The organism is Luteibacter anthropi (genome assembly GCF_023699965.1).
Taxonomy (GTDB): Bacteria; Pseudomonadota; Gammaproteobacteria; order Xanthomonadales; family Rhodanobacteraceae; genus Luteibacter; species Luteibacter anthropi.
Window position 1 is genome coordinate 2,922,587 of sequence record NZ_CP077072.1, and the last position, 19,874, is coordinate 2,942,460.

The following is a 19,874-nucleotide window of genomic DNA, read 5'->3' on the forward strand; positions in this document are numbered from 1 at the left end:
CCCTCGTCATCCCGCCGCCATGCCAGGACTCTTTGCATGAACACCGCCAACCTCACCCTCAACGCCAATCCTCCGCAGCCGCCGTCCACACCGTCACCGGCGCCCACGGACAACTCGTCCGGCAGCCAGCGCTTCGACACCGCGATGGACGCGGCGCGTGCGGATGCGAGCAAGGCGCAGCGCGGCGATACGGCGAAGGGATCGAAGGACCAGGCATCGTCGACCACGGCATCCGCGAAGCCGGCCGATACGAAGTCGGCCAGGAAAACGGGTGACGACAAAGCCGCGAAGGCCGACAAGAGTACGAAGGACCCCAAGGACACCGATACGTCGGTGGCCAGTGCGATGCTTGCCCTGATCGGCGTAGCTCCGCAGGCGAAGACCGTTGCCACGACGAAGCCGGCAGACGCCGCCAGTGAGCTCGCGGGCAATGCACTCGGTTCACTTGCCACGACACCGCAGGCCGCGCTGGGTGCCGATGGCGTAGCGCAGGGTGCGGAGCAGGGCGCTCTGCCCGGCGTGGTTGGCATGGCGCCCGCCGGTGCCGTGGCCGATGCCGCCGCAACGACGGCAGCTCCGGCCTTTGGGGCCTTGCTTGCCGCGCAGGGTGGCAACGTCACCGCCAGCAAGGATGATCCCACCGCCATCGATCCGTTGCAGAGTCCCATGCCGGCCCTGCACGCCACACCTGCCGACGGGCAGGCCATGCAGGTGCAGGCCACGCAGCCGGCAAACTCGCCGCAGTTTGCCCAGGAACTGGGCGAGCAGATCGCATGGATGGGCAGCGGTCAGGTCAAGGAGGCCCGCATCAAGCTGCACCCGGAAGAACTCGGCAGCATGGATGTCCGCGTGAACATGGATGGGGGCAAGGTCAACGTTGCCATCATCGCCCAGCATCCCGCAGCCGTGCATGCCGTGCAGCAGACGCTCTCGCAGCTTGACAGCATGCTGGCCCATCACGGCCTGTCGCTCGGGCAAGCCGATGTCGGCCAGCGGCAGGCGGGGCAGGGCGACGGCAATGCGTCGGCCACGGCCTCGCCGCAGGGCAACGGGGGCAGCGATGCCGACGCCGCACCGGCCACGCTGGCGACAACGGCCGTATCGCGTGGCCTGCTGGACGAGGTGGCTTGACGTCACACTGACGTCGGCAGTCAATTTTTCGTCGCACCCTTGATGCTGCCCGTGACGCGAACGGCGTCACAGCGCGATGAAGGAGTGGGTGCTTAGCTTTCTCAGGCTGGCACGCCACTTGCTAAAACACCGGCAGGGGCGTCATCGTCCCTGCCGTTTCCGTTACGGTACCAGAGAGGTTTTTCCGCATGGCTGCAGCACCCAAAGACACCGCCGAAGGCGCAACCGCCCCGAAGAAGAAGGGCAAGGGCAAGCTGTTGCTTGTCGGTGCGCTGATCGTTCTCGTGGCGGGCGGGGCGGGTGGTTACTTCATGATGAAGTCGGGGCACGGCAAGCCGGGCGAAACGACGACGGCAGACGCCAACCGCTCCAGGCCGGCCATCTATCTGCAGCTTGACCCGGCCTTCGTGGTGAACTTCCAGGACGACACCGCCCTACGCTTTCTCCAGGTGGGCGTGAACGTCATGTCGCACGATGCCGATGCGATCGCCGCCGTGAAGGAGGCTGATCCCGAGATCCGCAATGCCCTGCTCATGCTGTTTTCGGCGCAGGACGTGAAAACCCTTTCCGACGTGAAGGGCAAGCAGAAGCTGCAGGCCTCGGCCCTGGCCGAAGTGCAGCGCATCCTCAAGGAGAAGATCGGTCGTCCCGGCGTGGATGCGGTCTACTTCACCAGTTTCATCATGCAGTAACGGGAAAGCCGCGGCGATGAGCGACATCCTTACCCAGGAAGAAATCGATGCCCTGCTCGCAGGCGTGGAAGGCGGGTCGGTGGATACCGATATCGATCTTCCGCCACCCGGCGGCGTGATGGACTACGACTTCACCCAGCAGGATCGCATCGTCCGCGGCCGCCTGCCGACGCTGGAAATGGTCAACGACCGCTTCGCGCGTTACTTCCGCACCAACCTGTTCGGCGTGCTGCGCAAGTCATGCGAGGTGTCGGTGCTTGGCGTGAAGATGACCAAGTTCAACGAGTACGTGCACTCGCTGGCCGTGCCGAGCAACCTGAACCTCGTGCGTATCAAGCCGCTGCGCGGCACCGCGCTGATGGTGTTCGAGCCGCGCCTGGTGTTCACCGTGATCGACAACTTCTTCGGAGGCGACGGTCGTTACCACGCCCGCATCGAGGGTCGCGATTTCACGCCCACCGAGAACCGCGTCATCCAGATCGTGCTCCAGGAAGCCTTCGCCGCCATGTGCGAGGCCTGGGCGCCGGTGCTGAAGATGCAGTTCGAATTCATGAACTCGGAGATCAATCCGCAGTTCGCCAATATCGTGAGCCCGACCGAGACGGTGGTGGTGTCGCGCTTCCACATCGAGCTGGATGGTGGTGGCGGTGAAGTACATCTCACGCTGCCTTATTCGATGGTTGAGCCGATCCGCGAACTGCTCGATGCCGGCGTGCAGAGCGACCGGGCGGAGCGTGATGATCGCTGGATCCAGAGCCTGCACGAGGAAATCCTCGATGCGGAGGTCGAGGTGACCTCGCTGCTGGCGGAGGCCAGGCTCACCATCGGCGACTTCCTGCATCTGCGCAAGGGCGACGTGATTCCCATCAACCTGCCGGATCTCGCGACGGTGTTCGCGGAGGACGTGCCGATCTTCCGTGGCCGCATGGCCAACGCCAGCGGCAACAAGGCGGTGCGCTTCGAGACGCTGATGCGCCGTAGCACCCAGCGCCCGGCGGCCTTGCCCATCGAGCCGATGACCGACCCGGCCTGACCCGCGCGAGATATGCATGACCGGCTTTTGTAGGAGCGCGCCTTGCGCGCGACCGGGTGTCACAGCATATCCGGTCGCGCGCGAGGCGCGCTCCTACAGGTCGGGTTAGCGGCGGAAGCGAACGTAGGCGCGTTTGGCCAGGTACAGCAACTGGCCCGCAAGCCCCTTGTCCTGAGCCTTCAGCAATCGGGTGTTTTCCTCGTAAAGCACCTTGATGTGGCCGTCGCGCTGCGAAATGAGTCCGCGGATCGTCGCCACGTCGACGGCGCTCAGGGTATGGCCTTCCGCCAGCTGATCCGGTAGCTGCCGCTTCACGTAATACGTGGTGTGCCGGTCGGCGATTTCCTCTTGCGGACGATCCTTCGTGTAGAAGTACAGGGCGACCGAACGACGGGTGAGGTTCATGTGTTCGGCCGGCAGGGCAATCTGATCGAAGGCGTGCCAGGAGCGTTCGGAGGTTTCGAAGATCACGCAGCGATTGAACACCGGCGCCACCGATTGCGTCGGCGTGGCCTCCACATGGGGATCGCGGAACAACTCGAGGTTGCCGCCCCAGGCATTTTCCCACAGCGGGTTGAGGTAGATGATGAGGTTGATGCGGCGGTGCCAGCGTTCGCTGGGATGGAAATTGAAGTCGACGTGGGGGTCGAGGCTCATTCCGTTGCGATTTTCATGGGTACCTCCACCCAGGTACCACGGATCGTAGAGCAGGTCGTCGATGCCGGTCAGGCGACCGACGGCGGCAAGAAATTCGGGGCTCTTGATCGCATCGTCCAGGCGCTCGTAGGAGGCACCGATCGGGCGAACCTTGCCCAGCGTGGATTTGCCGCCAGGGCGGCCGTCGTCGCCGATGAAGTTTCCCTGTTCGAACGTAGGAAACTCGGCGAGCAATTGCCCTATGAAGCCAGCGTCGAGGAAATTGTCGATCACCACATGGGGAAAGGGATCCGCCGAAAGAAAGGCGGCGCGATGAGCGTCGGCGTCGGTGATGACGCGGGGATCGAGGATGGTGGTGCCGCGTTGTCCGTCCATGAGTTCCGATGGCTGTATGGCAAGAGGCGCATTCTATGCCGAGGCATCGTATTCGTCTTCGTATCGGCCGGCCCCACGCAGGGGTGACGGTTGACCGTCATGGCGACTAACTGCCGTCGAGCGTCAGCTTTCTGGCGAATCCGTGAAGGCCGGCATGCAGCCACTTCGCCAAGTGGTCGGCAAGCAAGGAAAAATTGACCCCCGGCGCGGTGACGGCCGTATGGCACGCGGCTTGCTTTATGTCCGGCGTATCCACGCAACGTCATCGGAACGGACATGAACGAACCCACCTTGAGCCCCGAAAACCAGGAAGGCGCCGACGCCGACGCCGACGCTACCGCCACGCTGGGCGGCCTCGGCAACGAGGTGAACCTCGACGTCATCCTCGACGTGCCGGTCACCATGGCGATGGAAGTGGGCCGCACCAAGATCAGCATCCGCAACCTGCTCCAGCTCAACCAGGGCTCCGTCGTGGAACTCGACCGCGCTGCCGGCGAGCCACTCGACGTGTTCGTCAACGGCACCCTCGTCGCTCACGGCGAGGTCGTGGTGATCAACGAGAAGTTCGGTATCCGGCTGACTGACGTGATCAGCCCGGCCGAGCGCGTCCGCAAGCTGCGGTGATCCCCATGCGTCGCATCGTTGCCGTCCTTGGCGGCTTCCTTCCCTGTGCCCTGATGGCGGCCCCGGTGGCCGCTCCGGCGGTGGATTCGGGCGCGGAACTGGTCCGCGTGCTGATCAGCCTGCTGGGTGTCGTGGCGCTCATCTTCTTCGTGGGCTGGCTCAGCCGGCGCGCGCAGGTGCGGATCCGCCCGGGTGGCCGGAAGATCCGCGTCGTCGAATCGATGCCGGTCGGCGTCAAGGACCGGGTCATGTTGATCGAAGTCGGGGGCAAGCAGCTGCTGGTGGGTGCGTCGCCGGGCGGTGGCCTGCGCACGCTGCACGTGCTCGATACGCCCGTGGCCGAGGATGCCGTGCCGCCGCAGGCACCGGCGATCCGTGGTTTCCGCGACGTGCTTGCCCAGTGGAAGCGCCCATGAAGCGCTGGCTGGTCTTTTTCCTGTTCCTGCTGGCGCCGGCGGTGTCATTTGCCGCCGATCCGCAGGGCATTCCGCTGGTGAACGTGGCACCGGGCGCCAATGGCGGCCAGCAGTGGTCGCTGTCGATCCAGATGCTGGCGCTGATGACGGTGCTTACCGTCCTGCCGGCCATCCTGCTGATGATGACCTCGTTCACCCGCATCGTCATCGTGCTGGGGTTTCTGCGCCAGGCGCTGGGCACCAACAGCACGCCGCCGAACCAGGTGATCATTGGCCTGTCGCTGTTCCTCACGTTGTTCGTGATGTCGCCGGTGCTCAACAACGCCTACGACGCGGGCATCAAGCCGTACATGGACGGCAGGATGACCGTGCAGGAAGCCGTGCCGCTGGCGGCCGCGCCGTTCCATCACTTCATGCTGGAACAGACCCGCGAGCCGGACCTGCAGCTCTTCACGAAGCTGGCCGGTGACGAGCCCTATGCCGATCGTGAATCCGTGCCGTATCGCGTGGCGCTGCCGGCCTTCGTCACCAGCGAGCTGAAGACCGCGTTCCAGATGGGCTTCCTGCTGTTCATCCCGTTCCTCATCATTGACCTGGTGGTGGCCTCGGTGCTGATGTCGATGGGCATGATGATGGTCTCGCCGATGATCATCTCGCTGCCGTTCAAGATCATGCTCTTCGTGCTGGTGGACGGGTGGACCCTGCTGCTGGGCACGCTGGCCGGAAGCTTCTACCCATGACGCCCGAATCGGTCATCGGCTTTGGCCAGCAGGCGCTGCACATCGCCATGCTGGTCGGCGCGCCCCTGCTGCTCACCGCGCTGGCGGTGGGCCTGATCATCGGCATGGTGCAGGCCGCCACGCAGATCAACGAGCAGACCCTGAGCTTCATTCCCAAGCTGATCGCGATGTCGCTGGTGATGATCATCACCGGTCCGTGGATGCTGCGCACCCTGGTGCAGTTCACCCGCACGCTCATCGAATCGCTGCCCCAGGCGGTGCGCTGATGCCGTTCGACATCGGCCAGATCGAGGCGTGGGTGGGCAGCGCCTGCTGGGCGATGGCGCGCGTCTCCGGCCTGATGCTGGTGGCTCCTGTCCTTGGCGCCACCACGATTCCGGCGCAGATCCGCATCGGCCTCACCGTGCTGCTTACCGTCGTGCTCGCACCGCTGGCGCCGCTGGATATCCGTCCGCTGTCAGCGGCAGGCGTGGCCACGCTGGCGCAGCAGATCATCATCGGTGCCGCGATCGGTTTCGTGCTGAAGCTGGTGTTCGAGGCCGTATCGTTCGGTGGCCAGTTCGTGTCCCAGGCGATGAGCCTGGGCTTCGCCGAAGTGGTCAACCCGGGCGTCGGCGGCAGCACGCCTGTGCTCAGCCAGTTCTACACGATGATGGTGACCCTGCTGTTCCTCGTGATGAACGGCCACCTGCAACTGATCGACCTGCTCGCGGAAAGCTTCCGCAGCCTGCCCGTGGGCGAACAGGGCATCGGTGCCGATGGCCTGTGGGTGGTGCTGAGCTTCGCCACCCACCTGTTCGGGGGCGCGGTGCGCGTGGCCCTGCCGGCACTCACCGCCGTGCTTGTCGTCAACCTCGGCTTCGGCGCCATCAGCCGTTCGGCACCGTCGATGAACCTGTTCGCCGTGGGCTTTCCCATCACCATCTGCCTGGGCATGGTCGCCGTGTGGCTGGCCCTGCGTGGCCTGCCGAGCGCGTTCGACTCCCTGCAGACCGCCGCGTGGGAAACCATGCGCGGCCTTATCGGGAGGTAGTCGCGATGAGCGAGCAGTCCGACAAGGAAGACCGCACCGAATCGCCCAGCGAAAAACGCCTCCGCGAAGCCCGCGAGAAGGGCGAGCTGCCGCGTTCGCGCGATCTTTCCACGGCGGTGGTGGTGCTCTCCGGCGTGGCAACGCTTATCGCCTCGCGCGAGAAGATGGCCGAGCACGCCGCCAACATCATGCATGTAGGCCTGCGTTACCACCGCGACGATCTGCTGGGGCCCGACGGCTTGCGTCATGCGCTCGCCACGGCGGCACTGGAAGGGCTGAAGCTGCTTGGCCCTGTGTTCGTGGTGACCATGGTGGCCTCCATCGCGGCACCGGCCCTAATGGGCGGACTCAACTTCTCGATGCAGGCCCTGGTGCCGAAGTTCGACCGCCTGGACCCGATCAAGGGCTTCGGGCGCCTGGTTTCCGTGAATGGCCTGGTGGAACTGGGCAAGTCCGTGCTGAAGCTGTTGCTGATCGGCGGCGCCCTGGTGTGGTTCCTGCGCCGCAGCACGCTGGACATGTTCTCGGTAGGCAGTGGTCCGGTCAGCGAAGGCATTGCCAAGGCCTTCGGCATCTTCGGCCATGCCTCGCTGGTTTTTGCCTGCGCTTTGGGCGTGATCGCGCTGGTGGATGCGCCATGGCAGAAGTACAGCTTCACCACGAAGATGAAAATGACCAAGCAGGAGGTCAAGGACGAGCACAAGGAGAGCGAAGGCTCGCCGGAGCTGAAGTCAAAAATCCGTCAGGTGCAGCAGCAGATGGCGCGCCGCCGGATGATGCAGGACGTGCCCACGGCCGACGTGATCATCGCCAACCCGACGCACTTCGCGGTAGCCCTCAAATACGACGAAAACCGCATGGGAGCGCCACGCGTGGTGGCCAAGGGCGTGGACGTGATCGCCCAGCAGATCCGCGAGATCGGTGGCGGTGCGAAGGTTCCGGTGGTGGAAGCCCCGCCGTTGGCACGAGCCTTGTATCACACGACGGAAATCGGACGTGAAATCCCCGCGGCGCTGTATGTGGCCGTGGCCCAGATCCTGGCCTACGTGTTCCGGTTGAAGCAGGCGATTGCCATGGGTGATCTCCCGCCCGATCTGCCGACGCAGGACATCGATCCGGAACTGCTCGGTCCTTACCGCATGGATAACTGAAGACATGGCAGCCTCCACGAACCTCATGGGCACCTTCCGCCAGATCGGCCGCCGCGGCGTCGCGGCGCCGGTGGCGATGCTGATCATGCTCGGCATGATGATGCTGCCGTTGCCCCCGTTCATGCTGGACCTGCTGTTCACCTTCAACATCGCGTTGTCGCTGGTGATCCTGCTGGCCACCATGTACGTGATGCGGCCGCTGGAGCTGGCCTCGTTTCCCACCGTGGTGCTGTTCGCCACCTTGTTGCGCCTGGCGCTGAATATCGCCTCCACCCGCGTGGTGCTGCTGCACGGTCATAACGGCCCCGGTGCCGCCGGCAAGGTGATCGAGGCCTTCGGCGAGTTCGTCATCGGCGGTAACTTCGCGGTGGGCTTCGTGGTGTTCGCGATCCTCACCATCATCAACTTCGTGGTGGTGACCAAGGGCGCCACCCGCGTGTCCGAAGTGACCGCGCGCTTCACCCTCGATTCCATGCCCGGCAAGCAGATGGCGATCGATGCCGATCTCAACGCCGGTCTGTTGACGCAGGAGCAGGCGCGCGAGCGCCGCCAGGAAGTGCGCGAGGAAGCCGACTTCTACGGTTCGATGGATGGTGCCTCCAAGTTCGTACGCGGCGATGCGTCGGCCGGCATCCTGATCCTCGCCATCAACATCATCGGCGGCTTCTTCATCGGCATGCTCCAGCACGGTCTGTCGGCGTCCGAGGCTGCGCGCACTTATACGCTGCTGACCATCGGCGACGGCCTCGTGGCCCAGGTGCCGGGCCTGATGCTCTCCATCGCCACGGCGGTGATCGTCACCCGCGTGTCCAAGTCGCAGGAGATGGGCAAGCAGGTGATGGGCCAGCTGTTCGGCCAGCCCAAGGCGCTGGGCGTGGCGGCCGCCGTGCTCGGCACGATGGGCCTGATTCCGGGCATGCCGAATATCCCGTTTCTCATTCTCGCCGCCGCCGCTGGCTTCGGCGCATGGAAGCTGCACCTCAACCAGCAGGGCGGTGCCGCGGGTTCGACTCCCGCCTCCGCGCCCGGCACCGAGCTGGCGCTGGAAGCGGCGCCGCCGGCCGAGCGTACCGAGCTGTCGTGGGAAGACGTGGCCCAGGTGGACACCATCGGCCTGGAAGTGGGTTACCGCCTCATTTCGCTGGTGGACAAGGCGCAGGGCGGCGAGCTGATGGCGCGGATCAAATCCGTGCGCCGCAAGCTGTCGCAGGAGCTGGGTTTCCTCGTGCCCTCGGTGCATATCCGCGACAACCTCGACCTCGCGCCGCATGCTTATCGCATCTCGCTGATGGGCGTGCCGATGGGTGAAGCGGAGATCCACACCGAGCGCATGCTCGCGATCGATCCGGGTCGCGTGCACGGCACGGTGAACGGTATTGCCACGCGCGATCCGGCCTTCGGCCTGGATGCCGTGTGGATCGAGCCGGGCCTGCGCGAGCACGCCCAGACCCTCGGCTACACGGTGGTGGATCCGGCCACGGTGATCGCCACCCACCTGTCGCACATCCTGCAAAACCACGCCCACGAACTCATCGGTCACCAGGACGTGCAGCAGTTGCTGGACCGCCTGGCCCAGCAGACGCCGAAGCTGGTGGAAGACCTGGTGCCCAAGCGCCTGTCGCTGGGCGCCATCGTGAAGGTGTTGCAGAACCTGCTGGCCGAGCGCGTGCCCATCCGTAACTTCCGCGGCATCGTGGAATCGCTGGCCGAGCATGCCGGCCAGAGCCAGGACCCGGGTGTACTCGCCGCCGCCGTGCGCGTGACGCTGGGTCGCCAGATCGTGCAGGAGATCGCCGGCCTGGGTACCGAAGTGCCCGTCATTACTTTGGCGCCGGACCTGGAGCAGATCCTGTTGCAGTCGTTGCAGGGTGGCGGCCCGGCGGGTGCGGCGGTGGAACCGGGACTGGCCGATCGCCTCCAGCAGAGCGTCGCCGATGCTACCCGCCGCCAGGAAGCGGCCGGCGAACCGGCCGTGTTGCTGGTTTCTCCTGCATTGCGCCCCTGGCTGGCCCGCTTTACGCGACATGTGGCCCAAAACCTGCATGTGCTTGCCTATAACGAGGTGCCGGACAACCGCCGCGTCAAGCTGGTGACGGCCCTCGGGCGCTGAGCATTGAGACACCGTTCGCCGATTCGCCGGCCGGACGGAACGAACATGGTGGTGTCCTCGAACCTGGGCACCGCGACGTAAGACAGGATCGAACGCATGAAAATCAAACGATTCGTTGCTCCCGACATGCGCCAGGCCATGCGCCAGGTACGGGACGAGCAGGGCCCGGATGCCGTGATCCTGTCCACGCGTCGCATGGACGACGGCATCGAGATCATCGCTGCGCTCGACTATGACGAGGCGCTGGTTCGCGAAGCCGGTTTCGCCTTCGACAACGTCGAAGAGAAGGCCGCCAGGCAGGCCCAGGCACCGTCGCCGATCCGTGCGATCCGTGAGGACCGCGACAGCGAGCGCGCCGCCCGCCTCGACCAGGCCCGCGCCGCGACGGCCGCCGTGGTCGAGCGTGCCGTGAAAAACCCGAACAGCGCCGCCCCGCAGCGGCAGTCCAGCGCCGCGCTGGCCGCCAGCGTCGCCGACGTGGTGCGTGCCGCCACGGTGAATCCGCAGAACGACATCGCCGTTACCGGCATGCGCGCCGAGATCAACCATCTGCGCGAAATGCTCGAAGTGCAGCTGTCCGCCCTGGCCTGGAACCAGATGGATCGCCAGCAGCCGCTGCATGCCCGCGTGCTGCGCGAGATGACCCGCCTGGGCATCGACGGCGACGTGGCGCGTGCCCTGTGCGCCGAGCTGCCCGCCGACATGACCGTGGAGCAGGCGCGCTACCTGCCGCTGGGCCTGCTGTCGCGCAACGTGCGCACCACCGGCCGTAACTTCGACACGGTGGGTGGCGGTGTCACCGCGCTGGTGGGCACCACCGGCGTGGGCAAGACCACCACCATCGCCAAGCTGGCCGCCCGCGCCGTGATGCGCCACGGCGCTTCGCGCGTGGCGCTGATCAGCACCGACCAGTACCGCATCGGCGCCGGCGCCCAACTGGAGCACTATGCCCGCCTGCTCGGCGTGCGCGTGTTCAACGCCAACGACGCCACCAGCCTGCGCAACGCGCTGCTCCAGCTGCGCGGCAAGCACACCGTGCTGGTGGATACGGCCGGCCTGGCCGGCAACGACCCGCGCCTGCAACAGCAGTTCGATACCCTGCGCGCCATGGCCGACGTGCGCACCTGCCTGGTGCTGGCCGCCAACGCGCAGTCCCAGGCCATCGACGACGCCATCCGCGCCTATGCGCCGCTGGGGCCGCAGAGCGCCATCCTCACCAAGCTCGACGAGGCGCCGCTGGTCGGCGGCGTGCTCTCGGCCGTGATCCGCCATGGCCTGCCGCTGGATTACACCACCGATGGCCAGCGTGTCCCCGAGGACATCGCCTCGGCGGATGCACGCAAACTGGTCTGTCTCGCCGCCCAAAGGGTGAAACAGCGCACAGAAGAGCCCGACGACGCCATACTTGCCGATCGGTTCGGCATGCCGGCGACGGCGCTGGCATGATCAGGACGACCCGACCCGTGACCTCGGCATCTGCAAACGCATACTCTTCCCCGGCAGCGAAATCCTTCATGAGCACACACGTCGACAACACCCAGGCTGCCGGACTCGAATGGCTGTCCGACCGTCGTCCTACCCGCAGCATCGCGATCGCGGGAGGCAAGGGTGGCGTGGGCAAGACCACGGTGGCGGTCAACCTCGGCATGGCCCTGGCGATGGGCGGCCGTGACGTGCTGCTGCTCGATGCCGACCTGGGCATGGCCAACATCGACGTGCTGCTGGGCCTGCAACCGGTGCGCCACCTGGGCCACATGCTCGAAGGCGCCTGCCGCATCGAGGATCTGGTACTGGAAGCCGCGCACGGGTTGAAGGTGATCCCGGCCACTTCGGGCACCCGACGCATGGCCCAGCTGCCCAATATCGAGCACGCCGCGGTGATCCGCGCGTTCGACGAATACCCGCTGGCCCCCGAATACCTCATCGTCGACACCGCCGCCGGCATCTCCGACAGCGTGTCGATGTTCGCCGCCGCCTCCGACGAGGTGGTGATCGTGGTCTGCGACGAGCCGGCCTCCCTGACCGACGCCTACGCGCTGATCAAGGTGCTCTCGCGCGAGTTTGCGGTACACCGCTTCCGCATCGTCGCCAACATGGTCCGCCATGCCCAGGAGGGCAAGGCGCTGTACGAGAAGCTGTCCCGGGTGACCGGCAGGTTCCTCGACGTATCGCTCGACTTCATGGGCATGGTGCCGCACGACGAGTACCTGCGGCAGGCCATCCGCCGCCAGTCGGCGGTGGTGGATGCCTGGCCGAGCAGCCGTTCCGCGGTCGGATTCAAGAATCTGGCCAGGTCGGTCGATACATGGGGTGAACCCGAAACCCGGGCACAGGGACGCATTGGCTTCTTTGCCGAACGTTCCCACTTGGGAGGAGGGCTGCCGTTGTGAGCGTGGCGAGCGAATACCTTGAAATTACTCGTGTTCCCGCGGACCAACTGGTAAAGACCCATGCGCCGCTGGTACGCCGTATCGCCTATCACCTGATGGGCAGGCTGCCGCCGAGCGTGGACGCGAACGACCTCATGCAGGCCGGGATGATCGGTTTGCTTGAAGCCGCAAGAAATTATTCGCCGACTCGCGCGGCCAGCTTCGAAACCTATGCGGGCATCCGCATACGTGGCGCCATGCTGGACGAACTGCGCAAGACGGACTGGACTCCGCGCTCCGTCCACCGGAAGTTGCGCGAGGTAGCGGAGGTAACGAGGCAGATCGAAAACGAGACGGGTGGCGACGCCGACGACGCGGAAGTGATGAAGCGGCTGGGCATCGACGCCATGGAGTACAACCAGATCCTGGCCGACGCGGCGAGCGCGCGTTTGCTGAGCCTGACGGCGCCCGAAGGCGACGAGGGCGCAGCCATCGACGTCGCCGATCCGGATGCTGCCGGACCGGAAGGCACCTTCGAGCAGGACGGCATGCGCGATGCGCTGGCGCAGTCCATCGATGGCCTGCCCGAGCGCGAAAAGCTGGTGATGTCGCTGTACTACGATGAAGAGCTCAACCTGAAGGAAATCGGTGCGGTGCTGGGTGTAAGCGAATCGCGGGTGTGCCAGATCCATGGCCAGGCCCTGATCCGCCTCCGCGCTCGCATGTCGGGTTGGAAAGAAAAGCATTGACGGCATCCGGGGGTGCCGTCGCCGGGTAAGAAACGCGCAGGTACAGGCGGAGAGACGTTTTGGACAAGAACATGAAAATCCTCGTGGTGGACGATTTCTCCACCATGCGGCGCATCGTCAGGAACCTGCTGGTGGAACTGGGCTTCACCAACGGCCTGATCCAGGAAGCCGAAGATGGCAACGCCGCGCTGGCGCTGCTGCGTTCGCAGTCGTTCGACCTCGTGGTCACCGACTGGAACATGCCGAACATGACCGGTATCGAGCTGCTTCGCGCCATCCGTGCCGATGCCGCCCTCAAGGCGATGCCGGTGCTGATGGTCACGGCGGAGAACAATCGCGACCAGATCATCGCCGCCGCACAGAGCGGCGTGAACGGCTATGTGGTCAAGCCGTTCACTGCGGTCACGCTGAAGGAAAAACTCGACAAGATCTTCGAACGCCTCGCCGCGGCGGCAGGCTAAGGACACCGCATGAACTCCACGATTTCCGCCGGCCAAGAGGTCGCTCCCGAACTGCGTGACCTGCTTGAGGCCGATGATCCGGCCGCCGTTGAGCAGGCGCTCGATCGCCTGATCCGCAGCCGCGAACAGCACCTGTTCCTCGCCCTGGGCCACCTCGCGCGCGACCTGCACGAGTCGGCCCGCCGTCTCGCCGCCGACATTTCGCACGACGGCAACCCGGGCAACATGAGCGACGCGCGCAAGCACCTGCTCGACGTGCTCGAAATGAGCTCGCAGGCCGCCCATCGCACGCTCGATTTCAGCGAAAAGCTGCGTCCGCAGGCCCAGTCACTGGCCACGCAGGCCGACGAAGTGCTGGTGCTCGACCCGGCCGACCCGTCGTTCGCTTCCAGCGCCCGTGCGCTGGCCGTGCGCGTGGGCGACTTCGCGCAGAGCGCCGACATCGGCCTGGGCGAGATGGTCGAGGCGCAGTCCTGGCAGGATCTCTCCGGCCAGCGCGTGGCCCGCGTCGAAGCCTTCATGGCCAAGGTCGAATCCTCGCTGGTGGAGCTGGTGCGCCTCACCGGTTCGCTGGCGGGCGGTGCGGCTCCGGCGGCGGACAAGGTCAGCCAGGACGAAGTGGATCGCCTGCTCAGCGAATTCGGTTTCTGAGCGCGCCATGAGCGTGGAGCTGGACAACGAGCTGCTCAACGTCTTCCTGATCGAGGCGCGTGAACTGCTTGAGAGCCTGGGCGAACAGCTCGTGGACCTTGAGTCCTCGCCCGGTGACGTCGATCTGCTGAACGCGGTGTTCCGTGCGTTTCACACCGTAAAGGGCGGTGCAGGCTTTCTCGGCCTGCACGCCATGGTGGAGCTGTGCCATCGCGCGGAGGATCTCCTCAACGAGGCGCGCAACGGTGCCATCGTGCTCGATGCCGGTTTCATGGATGCGTTGCTGGAATCGCTGGACCTCCTCAACGACATGATGCGCGCCGCCGACGGCGGCGTGCCCATCGAGGCCGCGCCGCGTTCGCTGCTGGATCGCCTGGTGATTCCCGGCCGCGTGGCCTCCGCACCCCCGGCCGCGCTCGCGCAGCCGGTGACCGCATCGGTCGCGGCGACAAGCGTGGCCGTGCCGAGGCCGCACGATCCCATCGAAGACGAATTCGAGGCCATGCTCGATGCCGCGCGCGCCGACCGGGCGCCGGCACCGGCTGCGTCGGGCACGATCAGCGACGACGAATTCGAGGCCCTGCTCGATTCGCTTTATGGCACGGGGGCTCCCGGTGCCGATGCAGGCGCGGCCGTGCCCGTGGTGGAAGCGGCCGCGCCTGTCGCGGACAGCAACGCCATCAGCGACGACGAATTCGAAGCCCTGCTCGATTCCCTGCACGGTACGGCCGCGCCGGGCGCGAACAGTGCCGTGGCGCCAGAACCGGTGCCCGTGGCAGCACCTGTGCCGGTTCCGGCGCCCGTGCAGGCGGCCTCGCCCGTGGCACCCGTCGTTGCGGCTGGCGAAGCAGCACCTGCCAGGGCCGCCTCCGAAAAGCGCACGGCCTCCACCGCCGACACAACCGTCCGCGTCGATACGCATCGCCTCGACAACCTCGTGGATGCGGCCGGCGAACTCGTGCTGGTGCGCAACCGCCTGACCAACCTTGCGCCGCGCGGCACCAACGATCCGATGGAACGTGCCATCGGCGAGCTGGAGCGCGTGGCCGAAGATCTCCAGAACGCCGTGCTGCGCATGCGCATGCAGCCGGTGGGCAAGCTGTTCTCGCGCTTCCCGCGCATCGTTCGCGACCTCGCCCGCCAGCTGGGCAAGGAGATCGAACTGGTGACCGAGGGCGAGGAGACCGACATTGACCGCACCGTGGTGGAGGCGCTGGCCGACCCGCTGGTGCATCTGCTGCGCAACTCCGTGGACCACGGCATCGAGATGCCGGACGTGCGCGCCCGTGCGGGCAAGCCGCGCTCGGGCACCGTACGCCTGGCCGCCGGTCAGTACGGCGACCGCATCGTCATCACGGTGACCGATGACGGCAAGGGCATGGATCCCGAGGTCCTGCGCCGCAAGGCCGTCGAAAAGGGCCTGATGGATGCCGAGCAGGCCGCGCGCCTGGAAGAACGCGAATGCTACGAGATCGTGTTCCGCCCCGGCTTCTCCACGGCCAGCGAGGTGTCCGACATCTCCGGTCGCGGCGTGGGCATGGACGTGGTCCGCACCAAGATCGTCGAACTGGGCGGCACGCTGTCCATCGACTCGCGCGTAGGCCATGGCAGCACCGTGCGTCTTTCGGTGCCGCTGACCCTGGCGATCCTGCGCGTGCTCATGGTGCGCGTGGGGCATCGCCTGCTGTCGCTGCCCATGTCCAATGTCGCCGAAGTGTTCGAGCTGGCGGACGGACAGGTGCAGAAGCTCGACGGCCGCATCGTCGCCAACCATCGCGGTCGCGCGCTGCCCCTGGCCGATCTCGGCCGCTGGGCCGGCACCGAAGGGCAGGGCGGTCATGTCGTGGTGGTGCAGATCGGTCATCAGGTGCTCGGCTGCCTCGTCGACGAAGTGCTGGGCCGCGAAGACGTCATGGCCAAGCCGCTTGGTCCGTTCCTTAAGGATGTGCCGGGCGTGGCGGGTGCCACCATCACCGGCGACGGCCGTATTTCGCTCGTGCTCGACCTGGCGGGGTTGGCCGATGACAGCGGACAGGTGCTGCCAACACTAAGGATGGCTGTCTGACATGGATATCGTGAGTGTCGTCGGCACGATCCTGGCCTTCGTGGTCATCATCGTGGGTACCATCCTCAAGGGATCGAGCCTCGACGCCCTGTGGAACCCCGCTGCCTTCGTCATCGTCTTCCTCGGCACTTTCGCCGCACTGCTCGTGCAGACGCCCGGCGCCGTGCTCAAGCGCGCCTGGAGCATGCTGCCCTGGGTGTATCGCCCGCCGGATATCGAATCGGAAAACCTCGTCAGCCGCATCATCGGCTGGAGCGAAATCTCCCGCCGCACGGGCCTGCTGGGCCTGGAGCCGGCCATCGAGCGCGAAACCGATCCCTTCATCCGCAAGGGGCTGCAACTGCTCGTGGATGGCACCGAGCCCGATGCCATGCGTTCGGTGCTGGAAGTGGAGGTGTACTCGCGCGAGCACACCGACATCGAGGCGGCCAAGGTTTTCGAGAACGCGGGCACTTACTCGCCGACCATGGGCATCATCGGTGCCGTGATGGGCCTGATGTCCGTGATGCAGAACCTTGCCGACCCCAGCAAGCTCGGCCACGGCATCGCCGCCGCCTTCGTCGCCACCATCTACGGTATCGGCCTGGCCAACCTGCTGGCGTTGCCGATGGCCTCGCGCCTGAAGGGCCTGGCACGACGTCGTTCGCAGATGCGCGAAATCCTGGTCGAAGGACTGGTTTCCATCGCCCAGGGTGACAACCCGCGCCACATCGAGAGCAAGCTGCAAGGATTCCTCTCGTGAAACGTCGTCACCACGAAGAGCACGTGAATCACGAGCGCTGGGCGATCCCCTACGGCGACCTGATCACCTTGCTGCTCGCGCTGTTCGTGGTGATGTACGCGGTATCCGCCGTGAACGAGACCAAGTTCCGCGTGATGGCGCAGTCCATCAACGAGGCTTTCAACGGCACAGGCAAGGTGATCGAGCCCATCCGCGATTCGACGCCCGCCGCGCAGGTGCCGCTGCCCGACCAGTCGCGTGCGCCCACGGCCTCGCCGATAGCGAAGATCGACGTACCCATTCCGCCGCGCAACCTGCCGCTGCCCGGCCACGAAGGCGCCGCCACCGAACACCAGGACGGCAAGCTGCGGCAGACCGCCACCAGCGCCGATGCGAATACCAGCGTGGGCAAGACCGAGCAGAACACGCTCAGCCAGATTTCCGACGAAGTGAAGCGGGCGATGAAGCCGCTGATCGACAAGAGCCTGGTCAGCGTGCGGCAGACGCCGGACTGGCTCGAAATCGAAGTGCGCACGGATATCCTCTTTCCCGTTGGCGTGGCGAAGCTCCAGCCGCAGGCGGAAGACGTGCTGCGTCGCCTGGCCGGCATCCTCGCGCCGTTCCCGAACGCCATGCGCATCGAGGGTTATACGGACAACACGCCCATCGCCACGTCTACGTTCCCGTCCAACTGGGAGCTGTCGGCCGCGCGCGCAGCTACGGTGGCGCGACTGCTCACCCTGACCGGCGTCGATCCGCACCGCGTGGGCATCATCGGCTGGGGCGAATATCGCCCGACCGCCGACAACGCCACGGCCGACGGCCGCAATCACAATCGCCGCGTGCTGATCGTCGTGATGAGCGACAAGGCGGCACCGGCGCGTTTCTATAGCGATGCGGATCGTGTGGATCTGGCTCAGCGTGGCGCGACCGAAGCGCCGGCTGCTGCTGGCGCTACACCGCCTGCCGCGGCATCGGGCACGGCGACGTCAGCCGCAACCTCATCCCCCGAACTGGTCGCCCCCACCGCGGGTGCCGCCCGGTTCGCGACGGAAGGGGAGGCACACTGATGCGCGTCTGGGCCGTATCCAACCAGAAAGGCGGCGTGGGCAAGACGACCACCACGGTGGCGCTGGGCAGCATGCTGGCCGAATCCGGCAAGCGCACGCTGCTGATCGACATGGACCCCCACGCATCGCTGTCGGGCTATATCGGTGTCGAAGGCGGTGCGCACGGCAGCGTCTACGATCTCTTCGGAGTCACCGCCAATCCGCTGCCCGTGCGCACGCTCGTGCACGGCACGCAGTGGGAGCGGCTGAGCGTGCTGCCCGCATCCGCGGCGATGATCACGCTCGATCGCCAGCTCGGCACCCGCCAGGGCATGGGCCTCGTGCTCTCCCAGGCGCTGGCCGAACTGGCCCCCGATTTCGACCATGTGCTGCTGGACTGCCCACCGACGCTCGGCGTGCTCATGGTCAACGCACTCGCCGCCAGCGACCGCCTGCTGGTGCCCACGCAGACCGAAGCGCTGGCGCTCGCCGGCCTGGAGCGCATGCTGCGCAGCCTGTCGATGATCGAGCGCTCGCGCGGCAAGCCGCTGCCACGCACCATCGTGCCGACGCTGTATGACGCACGCACCCATGCCTCGCGCGCCTGCCTCGAACAACTGCGCGAGCAGTATGGCGATGGCGTGAGCCAGTCGGTGATTCCCACCGACACCCAGATCCGCGAAGCCAGCGCCGCCGGTGTGCCGCTGGCCTCCTGGCCCGCCGCACGTCGCGGCGGTCTCGCCTACCGCCAGCTGCTCGACGAGCTGCTGGCCATGCCCGTGCCGTCGTTGACGGACGCGGCCGCATGATCCGCGCCATGCAAGACGCCGAGCAGATCGTCGCAGGTTATCTCGCCGAGCTGCTCACGCCGCTGCCGGTGCCCGAACCGCCCGCGGAAGTGAAGGTCGTCGCCATCCAGACCTGGAGCGACCCGCTGCCGCCGCCGACTGCCACGGGCCAGACGCGTTACCTGCTGTGCGTCGCTGCCGGCGTGAAGCTTGCGGTGCCGATGGATGACGTCACGCACATGCTGCCGATGCCGCCGCTGTCGCCACCCAACAGTGCCAATCCGATCTGCCTGGGGCGCTGGCGCCATCCCAGCGGAGAAGCCCGCGTGGCCGACCTCGGCGCGATCCTCTCGCCCGACATGTCCGGCGCACAGGCCGATACGCTGGTGATCCTGGGCAATCGCGCGTGGGCCCTGGCCTGCGCCGTCAACGACGAGCCGGTGGTGCTGGAAGGCGAAGGCATCCAGTGGCGCCACGGCGCGACGTCGCGTCCCTGGCTGGTGGGCATGTCCAAAGAACCGAAATGCGGCGTGATTGGCACCGCCGCACTGATTGAATGGCTGGAACAGGAGCTTGGGCCATGACCGTCACCGTATCCGACGACCGTAGCACCTGGCTCGGTTTTTCACTCAAGGGACAGCGCTACGCCGTCGCCCTTTCCGCGGTGCGTGAAGTGATCCGCCCCGGCGACATCACCCCCGTACCCGGCGCACCGCACGACGTGCTCGGCATCGTCAACCTGCGCGGCCAGATCGTGCCCGTGCTCGACGGCCGCCGCCGCTTTGGCCTGGAAGGGCAGGTGGATGCACAGCACGCCGACGGGCAGCGCGTCATCGTCTTCGACGACGCCGGCAGCGTAGTCGGCATGCGCATCGACCTCATCGGCGACATGCTCCACCTCGGCGACGACGAAGTCTCCCCTCCGCCCCCCGGCCGTGCCGAACGCCGCGACGACCCGGTGAGCGGCGTCGTCACCCGAGAAGACGGCTTCATCGCCCTGGTCGACGTCCCCCGCCTCTGCCGCGCCTGATGCCCTCACTCCTGTAGGAGCGCGCCTCG

Annotated in this window: 22 protein-coding genes; 21 read left to right on the top strand and 1 reads right to left on the bottom strand. The window is 66.3% G+C overall.

The window, feature by feature from the left end:
• Positions 1-36: 36 nt before the first annotated feature.
• The 3 genes from KR767_RS12715 (at position 37) to fliM (ending at position 2,856) form a co-directional block, all read left to right on the top strand.
• Positions 37-1,131, top strand: a complete 1,095-nt coding sequence (locus KR767_RS12715; RefSeq protein WP_250876563.1) for a flagellar hook-length control protein FliK — start codon at positions 37-39, stop codon at positions 1,129-1,131.
• Positions 1,132-1,319: 188 nt separating this feature from the next.
• The gene (locus KR767_RS12720; protein ID WP_166949728.1) at positions 1,320-1,823 is read left to right on the top strand and encodes a flagellar basal body-associated FliL family protein; all 504 of its coding nucleotides are present in this window, start codon (positions 1,320-1,322) and stop codon (positions 1,821-1,823) included.
• Between the two features lie 16 nt (positions 1,824-1,839).
• On the top strand, positions 1,840-2,856 hold the full coding sequence (fliM, locus tag KR767_RS12725) for a flagellar motor switch protein FliM (RefSeq protein WP_166949730.1): 1,017 nt from the start codon (positions 1,840-1,842) through the stop codon (positions 2,854-2,856).
• A 105-nt stretch (positions 2,857-2,961) separates the two neighbouring features.
• Here fliM and KR767_RS12730 read toward each other — a convergent pair whose 3' ends face one another.
• Positions 2,962-3,888, bottom strand: coding sequence for a 2OG-Fe(II) oxygenase (locus KR767_RS12730; protein WP_250876564.1), 927 nt, complete (start codon positions 3,886-3,888; stop codon positions 2,962-2,964).
• A gap of 276 nt (positions 3,889-4,164) precedes the next feature.
• Between KR767_RS12730 and fliN the strand changes: the two genes are divergently transcribed.
• From fliN to KR767_RS12820, 18 genes are all read left to right on the top strand, one after another.
• Positions 4,165-4,512 carry a flagellar motor switch protein FliN gene (fliN, locus tag KR767_RS12735; RefSeq protein WP_425602673.1) on the top strand — a complete coding sequence of 116 codons (348 nt, stop codon included), beginning with the start codon at positions 4,165-4,167 and terminating at the stop codon, positions 4,510-4,512.
• A 5-nt stretch (positions 4,513-4,517) separates the two neighbouring features.
• Entirely contained in the window at positions 4,518-4,928 is a 411-nt protein-coding gene (gene fliO, locus KR767_RS12740) for a flagellar biosynthetic protein FliO (RefSeq protein ID WP_250876565.1), read from the top strand.
• Positions 4,925-5,668, top strand: coding sequence for a flagellar type III secretion system pore protein FliP (gene fliP / locus KR767_RS12745; RefSeq protein ID WP_166949734.1), 744 nt, complete (start codon positions 4,925-4,927; stop codon positions 5,666-5,668). Before fliO ends, fliP begins: the two co-directional genes overlap by 4 nt.
• Positions 5,665-5,934 (top strand): flagellar biosynthesis protein FliQ, encoded by a 270-nt coding sequence (fliQ, locus tag KR767_RS12750; RefSeq protein WP_166949736.1) that lies wholly within the window; start codon positions 5,665-5,667, stop codon positions 5,932-5,934. The genes fliP and fliQ overlap by 4 nt, the downstream gene beginning before the upstream one ends.
• Complete coding sequence (fliR, locus tag KR767_RS12755) at positions 5,934-6,701, top strand: flagellar biosynthetic protein FliR (RefSeq protein WP_243853254.1); 768 nt, start codon at positions 5,934-5,936, stop codon at positions 6,699-6,701. The genes fliQ and fliR overlap by 1 nt, the downstream gene beginning before the upstream one ends.
• A gap of 5 nt (positions 6,702-6,706) precedes the next feature.
• On the top strand, positions 6,707-7,852 hold the full coding sequence (gene flhB, locus KR767_RS12760) for a flagellar biosynthesis protein FlhB (RefSeq protein WP_166949738.1): 1,146 nt from the start codon (positions 6,707-6,709) through the stop codon (positions 7,850-7,852).
• Between the two features lie 4 nt (positions 7,853-7,856).
• Positions 7,857-9,962, top strand: coding sequence for a flagellar biosynthesis protein FlhA (gene flhA, locus KR767_RS12765; RefSeq protein ID WP_284732841.1), 2,106 nt, complete (start codon positions 7,857-7,859; stop codon positions 9,960-9,962).
• Between the two features lie 96 nt (positions 9,963-10,058).
• Positions 10,059-11,408, top strand: a complete 1,350-nt coding sequence (flhF, locus tag KR767_RS12770; protein ID WP_250876566.1) for a flagellar biosynthesis GTPase FlhF — start codon at positions 10,059-10,061, stop codon at positions 11,406-11,408.
• A gap of 68 nt (positions 11,409-11,476) precedes the next feature.
• Positions 11,477-12,352, top strand: coding sequence for a MinD/ParA family protein (locus KR767_RS12775; protein WP_166949744.1), 876 nt, complete (start codon positions 11,477-11,479; stop codon positions 12,350-12,352).
• Entirely contained in the window at positions 12,349-13,080 is a 732-nt protein-coding gene (locus KR767_RS12780; RefSeq protein ID WP_166949746.1) for an RNA polymerase sigma factor FliA, read from the top strand. The genes KR767_RS12775 and KR767_RS12780 overlap by 4 nt, the downstream gene beginning before the upstream one ends.
• Before the next feature lie 59 nt (positions 13,081-13,139).
• Positions 13,140-13,541 (top strand): chemotaxis response regulator CheY, encoded by a 402-nt coding sequence (cheY, locus tag KR767_RS12785; RefSeq protein ID WP_166949748.1) that lies wholly within the window; start codon positions 13,140-13,142, stop codon positions 13,539-13,541.
• Positions 13,542-13,550: 9 nt separating this feature from the next.
• Complete coding sequence (locus KR767_RS12790) at positions 13,551-14,192, top strand: protein phosphatase CheZ (RefSeq protein WP_250876567.1); 642 nt, start codon at positions 13,551-13,553, stop codon at positions 14,190-14,192.
• A gap of 7 nt (positions 14,193-14,199) precedes the next feature.
• Positions 14,200-16,257 carry a chemotaxis protein CheA gene (locus tag KR767_RS12795; RefSeq protein ID WP_250876568.1) on the top strand — a complete coding sequence of 686 codons (2,058 nt, stop codon included), beginning with the start codon at positions 14,200-14,202 and terminating at the stop codon, positions 16,255-16,257.
• 1 nt (position 16,258) lies between these two features.
• Positions 16,259-16,999, top strand: coding sequence for a flagellar motor protein (locus tag KR767_RS12800; protein WP_166949754.1), 741 nt, complete (start codon positions 16,259-16,261; stop codon positions 16,997-16,999).
• Positions 16,996-18,048: a flagellar motor protein MotD gene (motD, locus tag KR767_RS12805; protein WP_250876569.1), complete on the top strand. Its 1,053-nt coding sequence runs from the start codon at positions 16,996-16,998 to the stop codon at positions 18,046-18,048. Before KR767_RS12800 ends, motD begins: the two co-directional genes overlap by 4 nt.
• Positions 18,048-18,836, top strand: coding sequence for a ParA family protein (locus tag KR767_RS12810; RefSeq protein WP_166949758.1), 789 nt, complete (start codon positions 18,048-18,050; stop codon positions 18,834-18,836). Before motD ends, KR767_RS12810 begins: the two co-directional genes overlap by 1 nt.
• On the top strand, positions 18,833-19,399 hold the full coding sequence (locus tag KR767_RS12815; RefSeq protein WP_166949760.1) for a hypothetical protein: 567 nt from the start codon (positions 18,833-18,835) through the stop codon (positions 19,397-19,399). The genes KR767_RS12810 and KR767_RS12815 overlap by 4 nt, the downstream gene beginning before the upstream one ends.
• Positions 19,396-19,845 (top strand): chemotaxis protein CheW, encoded by a 450-nt coding sequence (locus KR767_RS12820; protein WP_243853255.1) that lies wholly within the window; start codon positions 19,396-19,398, stop codon positions 19,843-19,845. Before KR767_RS12815 ends, KR767_RS12820 begins: the two co-directional genes overlap by 4 nt.
• Positions 19,846-19,874 lie beyond the last annotated feature (29 nt).

Coding starts and splice junctions, on each gene's coding strand:
- KR767_RS12815 (WP_166949760.1), top strand. CDS start 18,833: ATGATCCGCGCCATGCAAGACGCCGAGCAGATCGTCGCAGGTTATCTC.
- fliR (WP_243853254.1), top strand. CDS start 5,934: ATGCCGTTCGACATCGGCCAGATCGAGGCGTGGGTGGGCAGCGCCTGC.
- flhA (WP_284732841.1), top strand. CDS start 7,857: ATGGCAGCCTCCACGAACCTCATGGGCACCTTCCGCCAGATCGGCCGC.
- fliM (WP_166949730.1), top strand. CDS start 1,840: ATGAGCGACATCCTTACCCAGGAAGAAATCGATGCCCTGCTCGCAGGC.
- KR767_RS12775 (WP_166949744.1), top strand. CDS start 11,477: ATGAGCACACACGTCGACAACACCCAGGCTGCCGGACTCGAATGGCTG.
- KR767_RS12790 (WP_250876567.1), top strand. CDS start 13,551: ATGAACTCCACGATTTCCGCCGGCCAAGAGGTCGCTCCCGAACTGCGT.
- KR767_RS12795 (WP_250876568.1), top strand. CDS start 14,200: ATGAGCGTGGAGCTGGACAACGAGCTGCTCAACGTCTTCCTGATCGAG.
- fliN (WP_425602673.1), top strand. CDS start 4,165: ATGAACGAACCCACCTTGAGCCCCGAAAACCAGGAAGGCGCCGACGCC.
- KR767_RS12810 (WP_166949758.1), top strand. CDS start 18,048: ATGCGCGTCTGGGCCGTATCCAACCAGAAAGGCGGCGTGGGCAAGACG.
- KR767_RS12730 (WP_250876564.1), bottom strand. CDS start 3,888: ATGGACGGACAACGCGGCACCACCATCCTCGATCCCCGCGTCATCACC.
- flhF (WP_250876566.1), top strand. CDS start 10,059: ATGAAAATCAAACGATTCGTTGCTCCCGACATGCGCCAGGCCATGCGC.
- flhB (WP_166949738.1), top strand. CDS start 6,707: ATGAGCGAGCAGTCCGACAAGGAAGACCGCACCGAATCGCCCAGCGAA.
- KR767_RS12820 (WP_243853255.1), top strand. CDS start 19,396: ATGACCGTCACCGTATCCGACGACCGTAGCACCTGGCTCGGTTTTTCA.
- KR767_RS12720 (WP_166949728.1), top strand. CDS start 1,320: ATGGCTGCAGCACCCAAAGACACCGCCGAAGGCGCAACCGCCCCGAAG.
- fliO (WP_250876565.1), top strand. CDS start 4,518: ATGCGTCGCATCGTTGCCGTCCTTGGCGGCTTCCTTCCCTGTGCCCTG.
- KR767_RS12715 (WP_250876563.1), top strand. CDS start 37: ATGAACACCGCCAACCTCACCCTCAACGCCAATCCTCCGCAGCCGCCG.
- fliQ (WP_166949736.1), top strand. CDS start 5,665: ATGACGCCCGAATCGGTCATCGGCTTTGGCCAGCAGGCGCTGCACATC.
- fliP (WP_166949734.1), top strand. CDS start 4,925: ATGAAGCGCTGGCTGGTCTTTTTCCTGTTCCTGCTGGCGCCGGCGGTG.
- KR767_RS12800 (WP_166949754.1), top strand. CDS start 16,259: ATGGATATCGTGAGTGTCGTCGGCACGATCCTGGCCTTCGTGGTCATC.